Origin of the sequence: Microbacterium sp. CGR1 (assembly GCF_051062835.1) — a bacterium.
Classification (GTDB): Bacteria; Actinomycetota; Actinomycetes; order Actinomycetales; family Microbacteriaceae; genus Microbacterium.
The window spans coordinates 894,044-908,652 of the sequence record NZ_JAOTPG010000001.1 but is presented as its reverse complement, the minus strand read 5'-3'; the positions used below and the strand labels follow the sequence as shown (position 1 = coordinate 908,652).

Genomic DNA, 14,609 nt, shown 5'->3' with positions numbered 1-14,609 from the left:
GCATGACAGCCACCCTCACGGACGAGAAGTACGACGAGGTCACCGAGGCTCTCAAAGACGTCATGGACCCGGAGCTCGGGATCAACGTCGTCGACCTCGGTCTCATCTACGACCTCGCATGGGATGACGAGAACGATGCTCTCGTCATCCACATGACACTGACCAGTGCCGGCTGCCCCCTGACCGACGTCCTCGAAGACCAGACCGCACAGGCTCTGGACAGCGTGGTCGACCGCTTCCGCATCAACTGGGTGTGGATGCCGCCGTGGGGTCCGGAGAAGATCACCGACGACGGCCGCGACATGATGCGCGCCCTCGGCTTCGCGATCTGAGGATGCTCGAGGTCACGGCTCTGCCCCTGGCAGAGCTCCGCGAGCGGAGCAGCGAGAAGTGGCGGGAGTATCCCGCCGACGTGCTTCCGCTGTTCGTCGCGGAGACCGACTTCCCGCTCGCACCCGCGATCTCGACGGCGCTCAGCCGCGCCGTCGAGACGGGGGACACCGGGTACATCGCCTCACGGACGCCGTTGCCGTCCGTGTATGCGGAGTTCGCCCGGCGACGATTCGACTGGCACGTCGACCCTGCACGCGTCCGCAGCACTGCGGACGTGAGCATGGGCATCGTGGAGATACTCCGTCGCGTCACCCAGCCGGGGGAGCGCGTCGTCGTGACCCCTCCCGTGTATCCGCCGTTCTACGATCTGGTCGCCGAGGCCGGCGCCGAGGTCTCGCGTGTTCCGCTGCGTGACACGGGCACGGCATGGGAGCTCGACCTCGACGGCATCCGCGCCGCGTTCGAGGACGGCGCGACCGCGATCCTGCTCTGCAACCCGCACAACCCGACGGGGACGGTCCACAGCCGCGATTCGCTCGCCGCGCTGGCCGAGATCGCCGACGAGTTCGGCGCTTCCGTGATCTCCGACGAGATCCATGCGCCGCTGGCGCAGCCCGGCACCGGTTTCACGCCGTTCCTCGACACCGGTGAGGCCGCCGAGCGGGTCGGATTCGCGGTCGTCAGCGCGAGCAAGGCCTTCAACCTCGCCGGCCTCAAATGCGCCCTGATGGTGACCGCATCCGACGCCACGAGCGAGGTCGTGCGCGGCCTGCCGATCGAGGTCGTCTGGCGCACCGGGCAGTTCGGCCTCCTGGCCGCCGTCGCCGCGTTCTCGGAGGAGAGCGATGAATGGCTCGACGGGCTCCTGAGGACGCTCGATGCGAATCGCGTGCTTCTCGAGGATCTCCTGGCCGCGAAGCTTCCTGAGGCGCTTTACCGGATCCCGGACGCGGGCTACCTCGCCTGGATCGATCTCTCCGGCCTCGGGTGGGGTGATAATCCGGCGCGCCGGATCCTCAAGGAGGCCAGGGTCGCGCTGCACTTCGGGCCGGCATTCGGAGACGAGGGCGCGGGGTATGTGCGTCTGAACTTCGGCACGAGCCCCGAGATCATCACCGAAGCCGTCGAGCGCATCGCGGCGCTTGCGCAGAGATGACTCCGCAGTAGCTGACGGCGTCACCGGAGCCGGTGACCGCGCACTTCATCGTCGACGGCGCCCCCGGCCAGCGCCGCTACGCCGAGGTCGAAGATTCGATCAAGGCCCGCGGTGACGTCGACGACTTCGCCGGCGGGAAGGGCTCCGTGGCTGTCGGCGTGCATGCGCTGCTGCACGAGCGTCGCGTGACCGAGGATGAAGTGCAGCAGCGCGATCGCGCGCTCTCGTGGGTCGGCGTCTCCCCGGTGTCGGAGGGACTCCTCCAGTGCTGACTGCGCGTGCGCGGAGCCGAGCTGCAGCGCATACGTGCTGAGTACCAGCTCCGCGCCGTCGCGATAGGCGAACAGGGCATCGCGGATGCTGCGGGCTGTGGTCAGCACATCGGCGTCGTCGCGGGGGATGGCCGAGGTGATGCGGTCGGCGAGCTCGGCGAGCAGCTCCTGCTTGCTCGTGAAGTGCCAGTAGAGCGCGCTCGGCTGGACGTCGAGCCTGCTCGCGATCCTGCGCATCGAGAGATCGGCGAGCCCGACCTCGTCGAGGAGCGCCAGCGCCGCGCGAGCGACCCCGTCGCGGTCATGACGGGTCGAGTTGTGATCCGGGCTCATGTTCTCACTATAGTGAACACCGTTCAGGTGAACAGTGTTCAGGAAGGTGTCCTACATGACGCAGCAACGAGGCGACCTCGGTCGCGAACTGGCCAGAGTGGCGATCTTCGCCGCCCTCATCGTGGTGCTCGGCATGGTGACGATACCGATTCCCGGCGGGGTGCCAATCACCGCGCAGACTCTCGGGGTGATGCTCGCCGGCGCCGTGCTCGGTCCGCGGCTCGCTCCGCTCTCGATCCTGCTCGTGCTCGCTCTCGCAGCTCTCGGTCTTCCGGTTCTCGCCGGCGGACGAGGTGGCCTCGGGGTGTTCGTCGGCCCCACGGCCGGATACCTTCTCGGGTGGGTCGCCGGAGTCATCGTGATCGGACTGATCGTGCACCGGGGCAGGTTCACATGGTGGCGTATCGCGCTCGGCACCGTGGTCGGGGGCATCCTGGTCGTGTATCTGTGCGGGATCCCCGTCACCGCGCTCGTCCTCGGCCTCGACCTCGCACCGACGGCCGTGGCGGCCCTGGTGTTCCTGCCGGGGGACCTCCTCAAGGCCGCGGCGGCAGTGGCGCTGACGCTCGCGCTGCGGCGCGCGTACCCGAGAGCGTTCGGCTCTCGGGATGCTCTCGTGCCTGCGTCCGCGCGTGCGGTCTGAGACCGGGGTCGCCCGCATCGCGCTCGACGGGGTGACCGTCGAACGCGAGGGCCGGCGGATCCTCCGCGACGTCAGCGTCGACCTCACGGCGTCGCGCATAGCGGTCATCGGCGCCAACGGATCGGGCAAATCGACGTTCGCGCGGCTTCTCAACGGCCTCGTCGTGCCCACGTCGGGGCGGGTGAGCGTGCACGGTCTCGACACGCGCCGAGATGTCGCGGCGCTGCGTCGCCGCGTCGGCTTCGTGTTCACCGACCCGCAGGCCCAGATACTGATGCCGACCGCTGCCGAGGATCTCGCGCTGTCGCTGCGCGGCCTACCCAGGGCGGAGGTCGATGCGCGGGTGGCCGATGCGCTCGCGGAACACGGACTCGCGGATCGGGCGGACATCGCGGCGTCGGACCTCTCCGGCGGTCAGAAGCAGCTTCTCGCTCTCGCATCGGTGCTGATCACCCGACCGGAGCTGATCGTCGCCGACGAGCCGACGACCCTGCTCGATCTGCGCAACGCCGCGCGTATCGCCGGTCTCCTGCTCGCGCAGTCGGCGCAGGTCGTCATCGTCACCCACGATCTCGAACTCGCGGCACGCTGCGATCATGCGGTGCTGTTCGACGACGGAGCTGTCGTGGCCGCCGGTCAGCCCGGTGCCGTGATCGCCGCCTACCGGAACCTGTGCCGATGATCCAGATGTACAGGCCGGGTGCGAGCGTCCTCCATCGGATGCCTGCCGGTGCGAAGCTCACGATCTTCGCCGCGCTGGCGATCGGGCTGTCCGCCTACCCGCACGATGCCTGGAGCATCGGTGTCGCTTTGGTCGGCGTATGCTCCCTCTTCGTTCTCGCCCGTCTTCCGCTGCGCGTGCTGATCGCTGAAGTATGGCGCCTCCGCTGGCTCGTGCTCGTGCTCGGAGCGGCCCTGTGGATCTTCGCCTCGCCTCATGCGGCCTGGATCAGCACCGCTCGGGTCATCTCGCTCGTGCTGCTCGCCTCGCTCCTCACCATCACGACGCGGATGGGCGATCTGCTCGCTGTGCTGCACAGGATGCTCCTGCCGCTCCGACGCCTCGGAGTCGATGCCGACGCCGTCTCGATGACGATCTCGCTCACGATCACGATGATCCCGGTCGTGGCATCGTTCGCCGACGAGGTCAGGGACGCGCAGCGCGCGCGCGGGGTTCGGCTGGGGATGCGGGGTGTCGTGCCCCTTCTCGTCCGCACGCTACGCCACGCGGACGATGTGGGCGACGCTCTCGCCGCTCGCGGTCTGGTGTGACGGCCTCGCCAGTCGCAGGGCCCAGAGCATTCCGATCACGGCGACGGTCGCAGTCAGCACGGTCGTTCCGAGCACCAGCAGCAGGACGACGGCGGTGAGCCCCGCGGCCACGGCGCCGAGTACGCGGCGCGGAGCCTCCGTCGGAGCGGGAGACGACCGGGTCTCGAACCGGGTGAGTGCGACAGCCGCCGCAGCGGTGAGGGCGAGCGCGGTCGCGAGCCAGAGCGGACGAGTGAGCCACCACGCGACGCTGCTCGGCTCGGGGAGGGTCATGCCCGTCGCCAGCGCCGCCACAGCCGAGAGCCCGGCCATGCCGAGAAGAACCGGCATGTGCCAGAGGTAGATCGTCATGGTGCGGCGATTGACGAACGCGGCGAAGGCCGCAGCCCTGGGACGCCGGCTGAACGCGTCGATGCGGTCCCGGAACAGCGAGACGGCGCTCAGATGCACGACGCCGACGAGCAGGAGCGCTCCAGTCGGCGGGTTGATGTTGGCGATGAGGTCGGGGGAGTAGACGCCGCTCGTGAACGTCGCGACGAGGCCGGCCGCTGCCGCCGCGCCGCCGACGACTCTGCAGCGCCTGCTCAGCCGTCCGATCGTCCCGTCCGCGAGAAAGAACCCGATCTGCTGCAGTGCGAGCCACACGAAGGCGAGGTTGAGGAACCCCAGGCCGTCGACACCCGTCATGGCCCGGAGTCCGTCGACAGCGAGCGCAGCCACCACCAGTGCCGCCAGGGTCGTCTTCGGCATCCTGTCGTGCGCACTCGCGAGCATCGGGAGCAGGGACTGGCAGAGAAGGAAGACGCCGAGGAACCAGAGCGGCTGGCCGTAGCGGAACCCCGCGACCACCACGAGCTCTGCGGGTACTCCCGCGAGGCTCAGCATCGCGAGAACTGCGCCCACGATCCCGATCGTGACCACGGCCGGACCGACGAGCCGCTGCACCCGAGCGGCCACGAACGCGGATGCGCTGCCGCCGCGCTCCCGCTGCCTTCTGCGCGCGAGGAATCCCGCGAAGCCGCCGATGATGAAGAACAGCGGCATGACCTGCAGCATCCAGCTCACCGGCACGATCCACCCGGTGCCGTCGCTGGCGTTCTCGAACACAGGCGAGCCGTCGACGACGGTGACACCCACCATGATCGCGTGCAGCAGTACGACGCCCACGACGCAGAGCGCGCGCAGGAAGTCGATCGCACTGTCTCGACCACTCGGCAGCGGAGCATTCTGAACGGTGAGCGGGGGCGACTCGGCGATGGTCATCTTTCCTCCTCGGATGGGTGTCCGAGGAGCGTATGAAGACGATGCAGGGCGGGGGATCAACCCGTGGGGCTGTTCACCCCCCTACTGCGGGGTGATCTCGCCGACAACGTTCACGACGCGGGCTCGACGAGCCCGGTGTCGTAGGCGAGGATCACGGCGTGCACGCGGTCACGCAGCCCGAGCTTGCCGAGCACCTTGCCGACGTGGGTCTTGACCGTCTGCTCGGCGATGAACAGGTCGCCGGCGATCTCGCTGTTCGATCGACCGCGGCCGATCAGCACCAGCACCTCGCGTTCGCGCTCGGTGAGGCCGGCCAGTGCGGCGGCTGCCTTGGGAGTGCGAGGGCGGCGACCGGCGAACTGCTCGATCATCCGCCGCGTGACGCTCGGTGCGAGCAGCGCGTCGCCGCCCGCGACCACGCGCACGGCATGGACGAGCTCCTCGGGGAGAGCATCCTTCAGCAGGAATCCGCTCGCACCGGCTTCCAGGGCGTCGTAGACGTAGTCGTCGATGTCGAAGGTCGTGAGCATGAGGATCCGGGGCACGTGTGCTGCGGGGTAGCCGGGGCCCAGGATGCGCCGCGTCGCCTCGATGCCGTCGATCTCCGGCATCCGCACGTCCATCAGGATGACGTCCGGATCGAGGCGGGCGGCGAGGGTGACGGCTTCGGCCCCGTTCGCCGCCTGACCCGCGACACGGATGCCCTCGTGGGCGTCGAGGAGTGCGGCGAAGCCTGCTCTGACCATGGCCTGGTCGTCCGCGATGAGGACGCTGATGGTCACGGAGCCTCCTTCAGGGATGCGGTGGTGTCGGTGTGCGGATCCGGGTGATGGAGAGGCAGCGACGCCGCCACCTCCCAGCCCCCATCGGTGGTCGGCCCGGCCGTGAAGCTGCCTCCGAGCAGTTCGACGCGCTCACGCATGCCTCGGAGCCCGTATCCGCCGCCCGTCGGTGCCGGAGGAGCGGAGGCGCGGCCGTTGCGCACCCGGATGCGGACCGCATCGGCGTCCGCCTGCACCCGAACGGTCACTGCTGAGCCCGAGGCATGCCGCACCGCGTTGCTCAGAGCCTCCTGAGCGATCCGGAACGCAGCGATCTGCACGGCCTGCGATGCGTCCGCTGCGGCGCCGGTGATCTCCAGTCCGACCGTGACTCCCGCTCGTCGGATGGTGTCGACGAGCGCGGGGATGTCGTCGATGCGCTGCTGCGGAGCGAGCTCAGCGGTCTGATCCTCGGTGCGCAGGACGCCGAGCATCCGTCGCATCTCGGTGAGGGACGCCCGCGCGGTCGCCGCGATGCTGTCGAACTCGGTAGACGCCGCGTCGCCGATCTCGGGAAGCCGGTATCGCGCAGTGGACGCCTGCACCTGGATCACCGACATGCTGTGCGCGATCACGTCGTGGAGCTCCCTGGCGATGCGCGTGCGCTCCTCGACGAGCCCGCGGCGGGATTCCTCGAGGGCGGAGTGCTCGCGCTCGCGGGTGAGCTCGGCCGACACCCGCACCCGGCCAGCGATCAGGACGGCGACGAGGAACATCGCCGCGGCCACGGACGTCGTGACGATGAGGTCGGCTGTCGCGCTGCCGGCCGTGGGTGCGGTGGCGACGATCTCGGGGCGCAGCAGGGGAGCCGTGAGAGAGAGGACGACTCCGATCGCAAGGGGGAACGCGCCGATCCTGGCACCGTGTACGAAGGTCACGACGCCGACCAGGAGCACGAAGGTCAGCAGCGCGGGCACCGACCACGGCCACGGCGATTCGGTCGCGAGCGTCGGGACCACGAGCAGTGGGAGTGTGAAAGCAGACGCGGAGAAGGCCACGATCGCCCATCGAGGGTGTGTCAGCGCCAGCAACGGAGATCCGCAGAGGGCAGCCCCCAGAATGAAGGACAGGGGGAGGGATGTCCCGTAGAGCACGGTCTGGATCGGCACCAGCACGCAGAACAGCACGAAGCACGCAGCGCCAAGTGCCGCCAGAGCGGCGGTGCGGCGGCTGATGCGGGGAGCGCGCTCGGTGCGCGGCCGACGACGTGCCATGACTGTCATCCTGCCAGCTGTGCCACGGGGGCACGTCGTCGACGGGCGGCCGCGACCCGGTCGATGACGAGCCCGATGACGAGTGCCACGACGATCCCGATACCCGCGCTGAGCAGCGGCTGCTCCGTGACCCACGAGCCGGCGAGCAGGCCGATGGCGAGGCTGAGCGCACTCCAGCTGATGCCGGCCACGACGCTCAGGGGCAGGAACCGTCGCCACGAGAAGCGGAGGGCGCCGGCCGACATGTTGACGGCGACCCGTCCTACCGGGATGTAGCGGGCGCCCAGGATGAGAGCGGCGCTGCGCTGCTCGAGTGCGCGTTCGGCGTGAGCGAATGCGGCAGCCACACGGGGGCGACGCATCCACGTCCAGCGGGTGGTGCCCAGGCGCCGTCCGAGCGCGAAAGCGATGTTGTCACCGATCGCGGCGCTCAGCGCGGCGATGAGCCCCAGAGGGATCAGAGCCCACAGCTCGCCCGTCGAGGTCAGCACCGCCGCCGCGGCGACGAGGACGGTCTCGCTCGGCACCGGCGGGAAGAACCCGTCGATGACGGTCACCGCGAGCAGTACGACGTACAGCCAGGGCGACGCGACGGTCTGCAGAATGAGCTCGTTGATAACATCCACCCCAGAAGGCTAGGAAGGAGGTGGCACGTGGGGCATCACCCTGAGGTATCGACCGCATCCCCCCGGAGAGGTAGATCGGCCGACCGTCCGACGCTGGTCGGTGAGACCACGGTGCGCGGGCTCGTGGTCGACGGCGAGACGCGATGCGAGCACCATCGCGGTCCGCTCGACGTCATCGCGATCCGGTTCGCCTGCTGCGGCGATTGGTACCCGTGCCATCTGTGTCACGAAGAGGTGGCCGGTCATGCGGCACGCCAGTGGGGAAGAGACGAGCGCGAGACGCCGGCGGTCCTCTGCGGTGTGTGCGGGTCGGCGCTGAGCATCCACGAATACCTCGACGCGCAAGGGTGCCCAGAGTGCTCCGCCGGGTTCAATCCGGGATGCCGGACGCACCACCATCTCTACTTCGACTGAACACCCAGCTGAGCGATCTATACTGGGAGTTTGGCCGCTCGGCCGATTCCCCTTGAACGAACGGACATCCCGCTGTGCTTGCCGTGCACGAACTCGAGATCCGCGTGGGCGCACGCCTCCTGATGGAGAACGTGTCGTTCCGTGTGAGCGATGGAGACAAGATCGGTCTCGTCGGCCGCAACGGTGCAGGCAAGACCACGCTCACCAAGGTCCTCGCCGGTGACGTCCTCCCGTCGGGCGGCAGCGTGACCCGGTCGGGCGAGCTCGGCTATCTGCCGCAGGACCCTCGTTCGGGCAACCCCGAAGACCTCGCACGCACCCGCATCCTCGACGCCCGCGGACTCGGTCAGCTCAACCTGGGGATGACCGAAGCCGCGCTCGCTATGGGGTCCGACGACCCCGTGGTCGCCGACAAGGCGATGAAGCGCTACGCGCGTCTCACCGAGGAGTTCGAAGGCCAGGGCGGGTACGCGGCCGAAGCCGAGGCCGCCTCCATCGCGAACAACCTGTCGCTGCCCGACCGCATCCTCGACCAGCCGTTGTCGACGCTGTCCGGTGGTCAGCGCCGTCGCATCGAGCTGGCCCGCATCCTCTTCTCCGATGCCGAGACGATGATCCTCGACGAGCCGACGAACCACCTCGACGCCGACAGCGTGGTGTGGCTGCGCGAGTTCCTCAAGAACTACAAGGGCGGCCTGATCGTGATCAGTCACGACGTCGAGCTCGTCGGCGAGACCGTCAACCGGGTCTTCTACCTCGACGCGAACCGCCAGATCATCGACACCTACAACATGAACTGGAAGAACTACCTGCGTCAGCGGGTGGCTGACGAGGAGCGCCGCAAGAAGGAGCGCGCCAACGCCGAGAAGAAGGCCACGACCCTGCAGCTGCAGGCAGCCCGCTTCGGGGCGAAGGCGTCGAAGGCCGCGGCCGCGCATCAGATGATCGCGCGCGCCGACAAGCTGCTCGCCGGCCTCGACGATGTGCGTCAGGAAGACCGCGTCGCCAAGCTGCGCTTCCCGAAGCCGGCCCCCTGCGGCAAGACCCCGATGATGGCGACAGGTCTGTCGAAGTCCTACGGCTCACTCGAGATCTTCACCGACGTCGACCTCGCGATCGACCGAGGATCCAAGGTCGTGGTCCTCGGACTCAACGGTGCGGGCAAGACGACGCTGCTGCGCATGCTCGCGGGCGTCGATCAGCCGGACACCGGCCAGCTCGAGCCCGGTCACGGTTTGAAGGTCGGGTACTACGCGCAGGAGCACGAGAACCTCGATGTGAACCGCTCGGTGCTCGAGAACATGGTGTCGGCCGCTCCGCACATCACAGAGATGGAAGCGCGTCGGGTGCTCGGCTCGTTCCTGTTCACCGGCGATGACGTGCTGAAGCCCGCCGGAGTGCTGTCGGGCGGTGAGAAGACGCGTCTCTCGCTGGCGACCCTCGTGGTCTCGTCGGCGAACCTGCTGCTGCTCGACGAGCCCACCAACAACCTCGACCCCGCGTCGCGAGAGGAGATCCTCGGTGCGCTCGCTCACTACGAGGGGGCGGTCGTGCTCGTCTCGCACGACCCCGGAGCCGTGCAGTCGCTCAACCCCGAGCGCGTGCTGATCCTCCCGGACGGCGTCGAGGACCTCTGGAGCCAGGAGTACCAGGACCTCATCGAGCTCGCCTGACCCGCATCGTCCGTGGTCGGTGGCATAGTCGACAGCGTGACGCACGAACAGGAATCGGACCTTGTCTCTCTCAACGAGTGGTTGAAGGGCAGGCACGCTCTCACCGGGCTCGCTCCGGATTGGGATATCGGTGCGCTGCCTGACGAGCCGAGCGCCCTCTTCGCTTCCTGGTTGCGCGAGGCTGCGGATGCCGGAGTGGCAGAGCCGCACACCGTCACCCTCGCGACCGTGGACGCTGATGGACTTCCCGATGCGCGCACGCTCATCCTGAAGAGGATCGACGACCGCGGGTGGGCGTTCGCCAGCACGAGATCCTCACGCAAGGGTGCGCAGCTCGCCGCCGTCCCTGCGGCGGCGCTGAACTTCTGGTGGCAGCCCCAGGTGCGTGCCGTGCGGGTCCGCGGGCGCGTGGAGGAGGCGACGCCCGACGAGAGCGCCGCCGACCTCGCCGCGCGCTCTGCGTCCGCGCGTGCCGACATAGCGGCCGGTGACTGGACGCTCTGGCGACTGATTCCGACCCGCATCGAGTTCTGGCAGGGATCGAGAGACCGCCGCCACACCCGTGTGGTCTACGACGCGGCGGACGACGGCTGGTCTCGAACGGTCATCGGCGGGCCCGCTGATCGGCTGACGGAAGATCGGGGAGCATGAACGGCTTCCAGGTGGTCGAGATCGGAGCCCCCGGCACCGTGATCCGCGTCGGCCAGGGCGTGGCCCGCACCTGGCGCGCTCGACCTGACAGCACCGGCGAACTGCGCTGGCTCTGCATCCGAGCCGGCGGCACGGAACTCCCGCGCCTTCCCGACGACAGCTCCCGTCTTCCCGAGAAGGCCATGCCGTGGGCGGACTGACTCATGGCTGAGTCCCTGCCACCTGTGCCGTCGCCGGCGCCGGTATTCAGCGACGACTTCTCGAGCGGGCTCGACGACGAGAGGTGGATCGCTCACTACCTCCCGCAGTGGACCGAGCCGGAGCGATCGCAGGCGCGGTATGCGATCGTCGAGGCCGGCCTGCAACTGCGAATCGAAAGCGACCAGCTCGATTGGCGGGAAGAGGATGCGCCGCTCCGAGTGTCGAATGTGCAGACCGCGGTCTTCTCCGGAGTGATCGGCTCGACGCGCGGCACTCATCGCCATCGCCAGGACGGTCTCGAGGTGCGTACCGAGACGCCGTCACGTCTTCTGTTCGCTCCGACGCGTGGACGGATCGATCTGACCGTCGCTGCGAGCACGGACGAGGGGTGCATGCTCGCAGCGTGGCTCGTGGGCATCGAGAATCTCGCTGAGAGGGACGCGGGCGAGATCTGCATCTTCGAGATCGACGCCGATGCCGTCTCGACGACGACGCGGGCGCGGGTCGGCGTCAAAGCTCACCATGATCCGAGGCTCACGACCGACATGGCCGAGGTCGTACTCCCGTTCGATGCGTGTGAGCCGCACACCTGGACCGTGATCTGGGGCGACGGCGAGACCGTCATCGGCTGCGAGGGGAGGGTGCTGCGGCGCATCCCACAGTCTCCGGACTATCCGATGATGCTCCTGATCGATCTCTTCGAGATCGGTGCTCCCTCGGGTGATTATCCCGAGACCGCCGTCGTCTCCGGGGTGACGGCCTGGGACTGAGGCGCGTCAGCGCGCGTCGAGGAGCTCGTCCTCGACATCCGCATCCTTGTCGCGGCGTCGGGACTTCTTGACCGGAGCGGGCACGCCCTCGACCTCCTCACGGTGCTTCACGATCTCGGTGCGGATGATGTAGCCGATGAACACGAAGCCCATGAGCGCGAACAGGATCCACTGGATCGCGTACGACAGATGCGGGCCGGGGTCGTCGGTGGGGGAGTCGAATCCGCCGAGCGTTCCTCCGCCCGCTGGCTCCTCGCTGACGATCTGCCCGTACGCGCTCGTGATCACGTCGCCGCTGACCAGCTCGGCGATCGAGGGGAGGTTGATCGTCGGCACCTGGCCCTCGGGCGCACCTCGGCCCGACGCCGGAAGCTGCTCGCCCGGGCGCAGTCGGACGATGACCTCGACCTCGCCGCTCGGGGGCGAGGGCACCGCGTCGGGCGCATCGCCGTCTCCCGGGGGGACCCACCCCCGGTCGACGATGAACACCCGGCCGTCGACGTCGCGGAACGGGACCAGCACCTCGAAGGCGCTCGTGCCGCCGTGCGGGCGGTTGCGCACCAGAAGCTGCTCGTCGGCGACGTACTCGCCGGTGAGGACGACCGGATGCCACACATCACCGGGATCGAGTGATCCGTCGGCGCCGATGAGCTCGGCGAGCGGTACGGCATCCGCGTCGTAGTTCTTCTCGACCAGGGCGATCTGCTCGGATCTGGTCTCGTTGCGGTCGAACTGCCAGTTGGACAGGAAAGCGCAGGCGATCGCGAAGCCGATCGCGATCAGCACGTACACGGTCCATCGACCCATTCGGGCACTCATGAGGGGACACCATCTCTCACGGTCACGGGGAAATCCCTGGCTGCCAGATAGTCGCGAAGGAAATCGACGTGCTCAGCGCAGGCGAGCCAGATCTTCTCACGGTCGGCGGCGTGGATGCGCGGATTGCGCCACACCACCTGCATGGTCGCTGCGTTCCGGCATCCGGCCCGCGAGCACTCCAGTCCACTCACTCGCGATCCTGGCGGCTTTCGTGAATGGTGAACACACCGGGGACGTCGTCCTGCACGATCGGGAACGTCTCGACCGGCGCTGGAGCTTCGATCTCCTGCACGGGGGACTCTGCGATGGGCTCGGTGCTGTCGCTTCCGGCGTTCGCGAACACCACGGCGATATACGGCAGCACGGCCGCAGCGAGGGCGAAGACCCAGGTGTACCAGCCGTAGGGCTGGATGAACATCATGAGTCCGAAGCACACGATTCTGATCGCCATCGTGAGCACGTACCGGCGCACGCGGTGGTCTGCCTCGTCCTGCGGCGACTGCGGCAGAGAGGTGACAGCAGGGACCGAGTGCTTGCTCTTCACGATGACTCCAGCCTACGCCGGTGCAGGCATGACGGCGCGCCCTGCGGCGCCCGGAAAGGCGAGAGTCAGGAGGAGAAGATGAACGGCAGAGTGAAGGCGCCGAAGAACACGAAGCTGATGATGGTCATGACGATCGTGATCACCAGGAAGCCGACCATGATGTAGCCCATGATCAGACCGGCGAAGGCCATGCCGCGACCTCCGATCGCCGGGTTCGCCTTCGTCTGACGCAGCGCCATGTGGCCCGTGATGACGGCGACGATCGAGGCGAGCAGCGGGATGAGCGCCCAGAAGAGCACGACGCCCGCGATGCCGCAGATGAGAGACGTGACAGCGAGTCCGCTCGCGGGGCGCGAAGGCGGATAGATCGGAGCGGCGTAGGTCGGGTACCCGGCACCGGGCTGACCGGGCGCGGGAGCGCCGTGCTGCTGCGGGGCTGCGCCGTACGGCTGGATGGCCGCGGCGCCATAGGGCTGCTGCGCCGGTGCTGCGCCGTAGGGCTGCTGCGCCGGTGCTGCACCGTACGCCTGCTGGCCGGGAACGAACGACGGCGCGGCACCGGGGTAGGCCTGCGTCGGCGCGGTGCCAGGGTATGACGGTGCGGGGACCGCGCCGGGGTACGCCGGCGTCTGCGGAGTCGAGGGGGCCGACTGGTGGGGCACCGCGGGCGGCGCCGGTGCGAGCGGCGGGGCCGCGGGCGGAGTCGGCTGCTGTCCGCCCGGAGGGGTGGGGATGCTGTTGTTGCTCACGGTGATGCCTTTCGTCGAGATCAGCGTCCCAGTCGGGGCGGGGGCTGTCAAACGCGCGCCCGATCGAGGGACGGCATCATCGGTAGGATCGATGACGACCCGGCCCCGACCCCCACCGGCCAGATCAGGAGTGGAAATGAGTTCTCGCGTCGTCCTCGTCACCGGCGGCAACCGCGGCATCGGTCGTGCGATCGCCGAACGATTCGTCCGCGACGGATACCGCGTCGCCGTCACAGCGCGCAGCGGTGAAGGTCCCGAAGGCACACTGACGGTCCGCGCCGACGTCACGGATGCCGCTGCGCTCGATGCCGCGTTCACCGAGGTCGAGCAGCAGCTCGGACCGGTCGAGGTCGTCGTCGCGAACGCGGGCATCACCAAGGACACTCTTCTGCTGCGGATGAGCGAGGACGACTTCGACAGCGTCGTCGCGACGAATCTCGGCGGTACCTTCCGGGTCGTCAAGCGTGCCTCGAAGGGGATGCTCCGTGCGCGCTTCGGTCGCGTGATCCTGATCTCCAGCGTCGTCGGGCTGTACGGCTCAGCCGGCCAGGTGAACTACTCTGCGTCGAAGAGCGCGCTCGTGGGCTTCGCCCGATCGCTGACGCGCGAGCTGGGCGGACGCGGCATCACCGCCAACGTCGTCGCACCGGGCTTCATCGAGACCGACATGACGGCGGAACTCCCCGAAGAGACACAGAAGCAGTACAAGGCGAACATCCCGGCGGGGCGCTTCGCGACTCCCGACGAGGTCGCGGGAGTCGTCACCTGGCTCGCCGGGGACGACGCGGGCTACATCTCCGGTGCCGTCATCCCGGTGGACGGCGGACTCGGGATGGGTCACTGAGTCGAGCGCAG

At 68.5% G+C, this 14,609-nt stretch carries 19 protein-coding genes; 11 read left to right on the top strand and 8 right to left on the bottom strand.

Annotation, left to right across the window (positions count from 1 at the left end; genetic code table 11):
* Nucleotides 1-2: 2 nt before the first annotated feature.
* Together OD997_RS04435 and OD997_RS04430 are read left to right on the top strand one after the other, a co-directional pair.
* Entirely contained in the window at nt 3-332 is a 330-nt protein-coding gene (locus OD997_RS04435) for a metal-sulfur cluster assembly factor (RefSeq protein WP_042537580.1), read from the top strand.
* A 2-nt stretch (nt 333-334) separates the two neighbouring features.
* On the top strand, nt 335-1,489 hold the full coding sequence (locus OD997_RS04430; protein ID WP_434330532.1) for a MalY/PatB family protein: 1,155 nt from the start codon (nt 335-337) through the stop codon (nt 1,487-1,489).
* Between the two features lie 20 nt (nt 1,490-1,509).
* On the opposite strand, the gene OD997_RS04425 is transcribed toward OD997_RS04430, so the two are convergent.
* The gene (locus tag OD997_RS04425; protein WP_434330531.1) at nt 1,510-2,094 is read right to left on the bottom strand and encodes a TetR family transcriptional regulator; all 585 of its coding nucleotides are present in this window, start codon (nt 2,092-2,094) and stop codon (nt 1,510-1,512) included.
* Between the two features lie 55 nt (nt 2,095-2,149).
* Here OD997_RS04425 and OD997_RS04420 point away from each other — a divergent pair, with 55 nt between their 5' ends.
* From OD997_RS04420 to OD997_RS04410, 3 genes are read left to right on the top strand one after another with little or no spacing between them, the layout of a single operon-like run.
* The gene (locus OD997_RS04420; RefSeq protein ID WP_434330530.1) at nt 2,150-2,737 is read left to right on the top strand and encodes a biotin transporter BioY; all 588 of its coding nucleotides are present in this window, start codon (nt 2,150-2,152) and stop codon (nt 2,735-2,737) included.
* The gene (locus OD997_RS04415; protein WP_434330529.1) at nt 2,727-3,419 is read left to right on the top strand and encodes an energy-coupling factor ABC transporter ATP-binding protein; all 693 of its coding nucleotides are present in this window, start codon (nt 2,727-2,729) and stop codon (nt 3,417-3,419) included. Before OD997_RS04420 ends, OD997_RS04415 begins: the two co-directional genes overlap by 11 nt.
* A complete protein-coding gene (locus tag OD997_RS04410) occupies nt 3,416-4,009 on the top strand; it encodes an energy-coupling factor transporter transmembrane component T family protein (RefSeq protein WP_434330528.1) in 594 nt (197 codons plus the stop codon). The genes OD997_RS04415 and OD997_RS04410 overlap by 4 nt, the downstream gene beginning before the upstream one ends.
* Here OD997_RS04410 and OD997_RS04405 read toward each other — a convergent pair.
* The 4 genes from OD997_RS04405 to OD997_RS04390 all read right to left on the bottom strand — a co-directional run bounded on the left by OD997_RS04405 (nt 3,956) and on the right by OD997_RS04390 (nt 7,933).
* Nucleotides 3,956-5,272 (bottom strand): acyltransferase family protein, encoded by a 1,317-nt coding sequence (locus OD997_RS04405; RefSeq protein WP_434330527.1) that lies wholly within the window; start codon nt 5,270-5,272, stop codon nt 3,956-3,958. The two genes, OD997_RS04410 and OD997_RS04405, sit on opposite strands and share 54 nt — an antisense overlap.
* A 110-nt stretch (nt 5,273-5,382) precedes the next feature.
* Nucleotides 5,383-6,054: a response regulator gene (locus tag OD997_RS04400; protein ID WP_434330526.1), complete on the bottom strand. Its 672-nt coding sequence runs from the start codon at nt 6,052-6,054 to the stop codon at nt 5,383-5,385.
* Nucleotides 6,051-7,307, bottom strand: a complete 1,257-nt coding sequence (locus tag OD997_RS04395; RefSeq protein WP_434330525.1) for a sensor histidine kinase — start codon at nt 7,305-7,307, stop codon at nt 6,051-6,053. The genes OD997_RS04400 and OD997_RS04395 overlap by 4 nt, the downstream gene beginning before the upstream one ends.
* A gap of 5 nt (nt 7,308-7,312) precedes the next feature.
* Nucleotides 7,313-7,933, bottom strand: a complete 621-nt coding sequence (locus OD997_RS04390; protein WP_434330524.1) for a DedA family protein — start codon at nt 7,931-7,933, stop codon at nt 7,313-7,315.
* A gap of 27 nt (nt 7,934-7,960) precedes the next feature.
* On the opposite strand from OD997_RS04390, the gene OD997_RS04385 reads away from it, so the two are divergent.
* From OD997_RS04385 to OD997_RS04365, 5 genes are all read left to right on the top strand, one after another.
* The gene (locus OD997_RS04385; RefSeq protein ID WP_434330523.1) at nt 7,961-8,347 is read left to right on the top strand and encodes a CHY zinc finger protein; all 387 of its coding nucleotides are present in this window, start codon (nt 7,961-7,963) and stop codon (nt 8,345-8,347) included.
* A gap of 74 nt (nt 8,348-8,421) precedes the next feature.
* Nucleotides 8,422-10,020 (top strand): ABC-F family ATP-binding cassette domain-containing protein, encoded by a 1,599-nt coding sequence (locus OD997_RS04380; RefSeq protein WP_434330521.1) that lies wholly within the window; start codon nt 8,422-8,424, stop codon nt 10,018-10,020.
* Nucleotides 10,021-10,056: 36 nt separating this feature from the next.
* A complete protein-coding gene (locus OD997_RS04375; protein ID WP_434330520.1) occupies nt 10,057-10,671 on the top strand; it encodes a pyridoxamine 5'-phosphate oxidase family protein in 615 nt (204 codons plus the stop codon).
* On the top strand, nt 10,668-10,871 hold the full coding sequence (locus OD997_RS04370; protein WP_434330519.1) for a hypothetical protein: 204 nt from the start codon (nt 10,668-10,670) through the stop codon (nt 10,869-10,871). Before OD997_RS04375 ends, OD997_RS04370 begins: the two co-directional genes overlap by 4 nt.
* Before the next feature lie 3 nt (nt 10,872-10,874).
* A complete protein-coding gene (locus OD997_RS04365; protein WP_434330518.1) occupies nt 10,875-11,642 on the top strand; it encodes a hypothetical protein in 768 nt (255 codons plus the stop codon).
* A gap of 6 nt (nt 11,643-11,648) precedes the next feature.
* On the opposite strand, the gene OD997_RS04360 is transcribed toward OD997_RS04365, so the two are convergent.
* The 3 genes from OD997_RS04360 to OD997_RS04350 all read right to left on the bottom strand — a co-directional run bounded on the left by OD997_RS04360 (nt 11,649) and on the right by OD997_RS04350 (nt 13,754).
* The gene (locus tag OD997_RS04360) at nt 11,649-12,461 is read right to left on the bottom strand and encodes an SURF1 family cytochrome oxidase biogenesis protein (protein ID WP_434330517.1); all 813 of its coding nucleotides are present in this window, start codon (nt 12,459-12,461) and stop codon (nt 11,649-11,651) included.
* Nucleotides 12,462-12,648: 187 nt separating this feature from the next.
* Nucleotides 12,649-13,005, bottom strand: coding sequence for a DUF3099 domain-containing protein (locus OD997_RS04355; protein WP_434330516.1), 357 nt, complete (start codon nt 13,003-13,005; stop codon nt 12,649-12,651).
* Between the two features lie 65 nt (nt 13,006-13,070).
* Nucleotides 13,071-13,754, bottom strand: coding sequence for a DUF4190 domain-containing protein (locus tag OD997_RS04350; protein WP_434330514.1), 684 nt, complete (start codon nt 13,752-13,754; stop codon nt 13,071-13,073).
* A 136-nt stretch (nt 13,755-13,890) separates the two neighbouring features.
* Between OD997_RS04350 and OD997_RS04345 the strand changes: the two genes are divergently transcribed.
* On the top strand, nt 13,891-14,598 hold the full coding sequence (locus OD997_RS04345) for a beta-ketoacyl-ACP reductase (protein ID WP_042537549.1): 708 nt from the start codon (nt 13,891-13,893) through the stop codon (nt 14,596-14,598).
* The last annotated feature ends 11 nt before the right edge of the window (nt 14,599-14,609 follow it).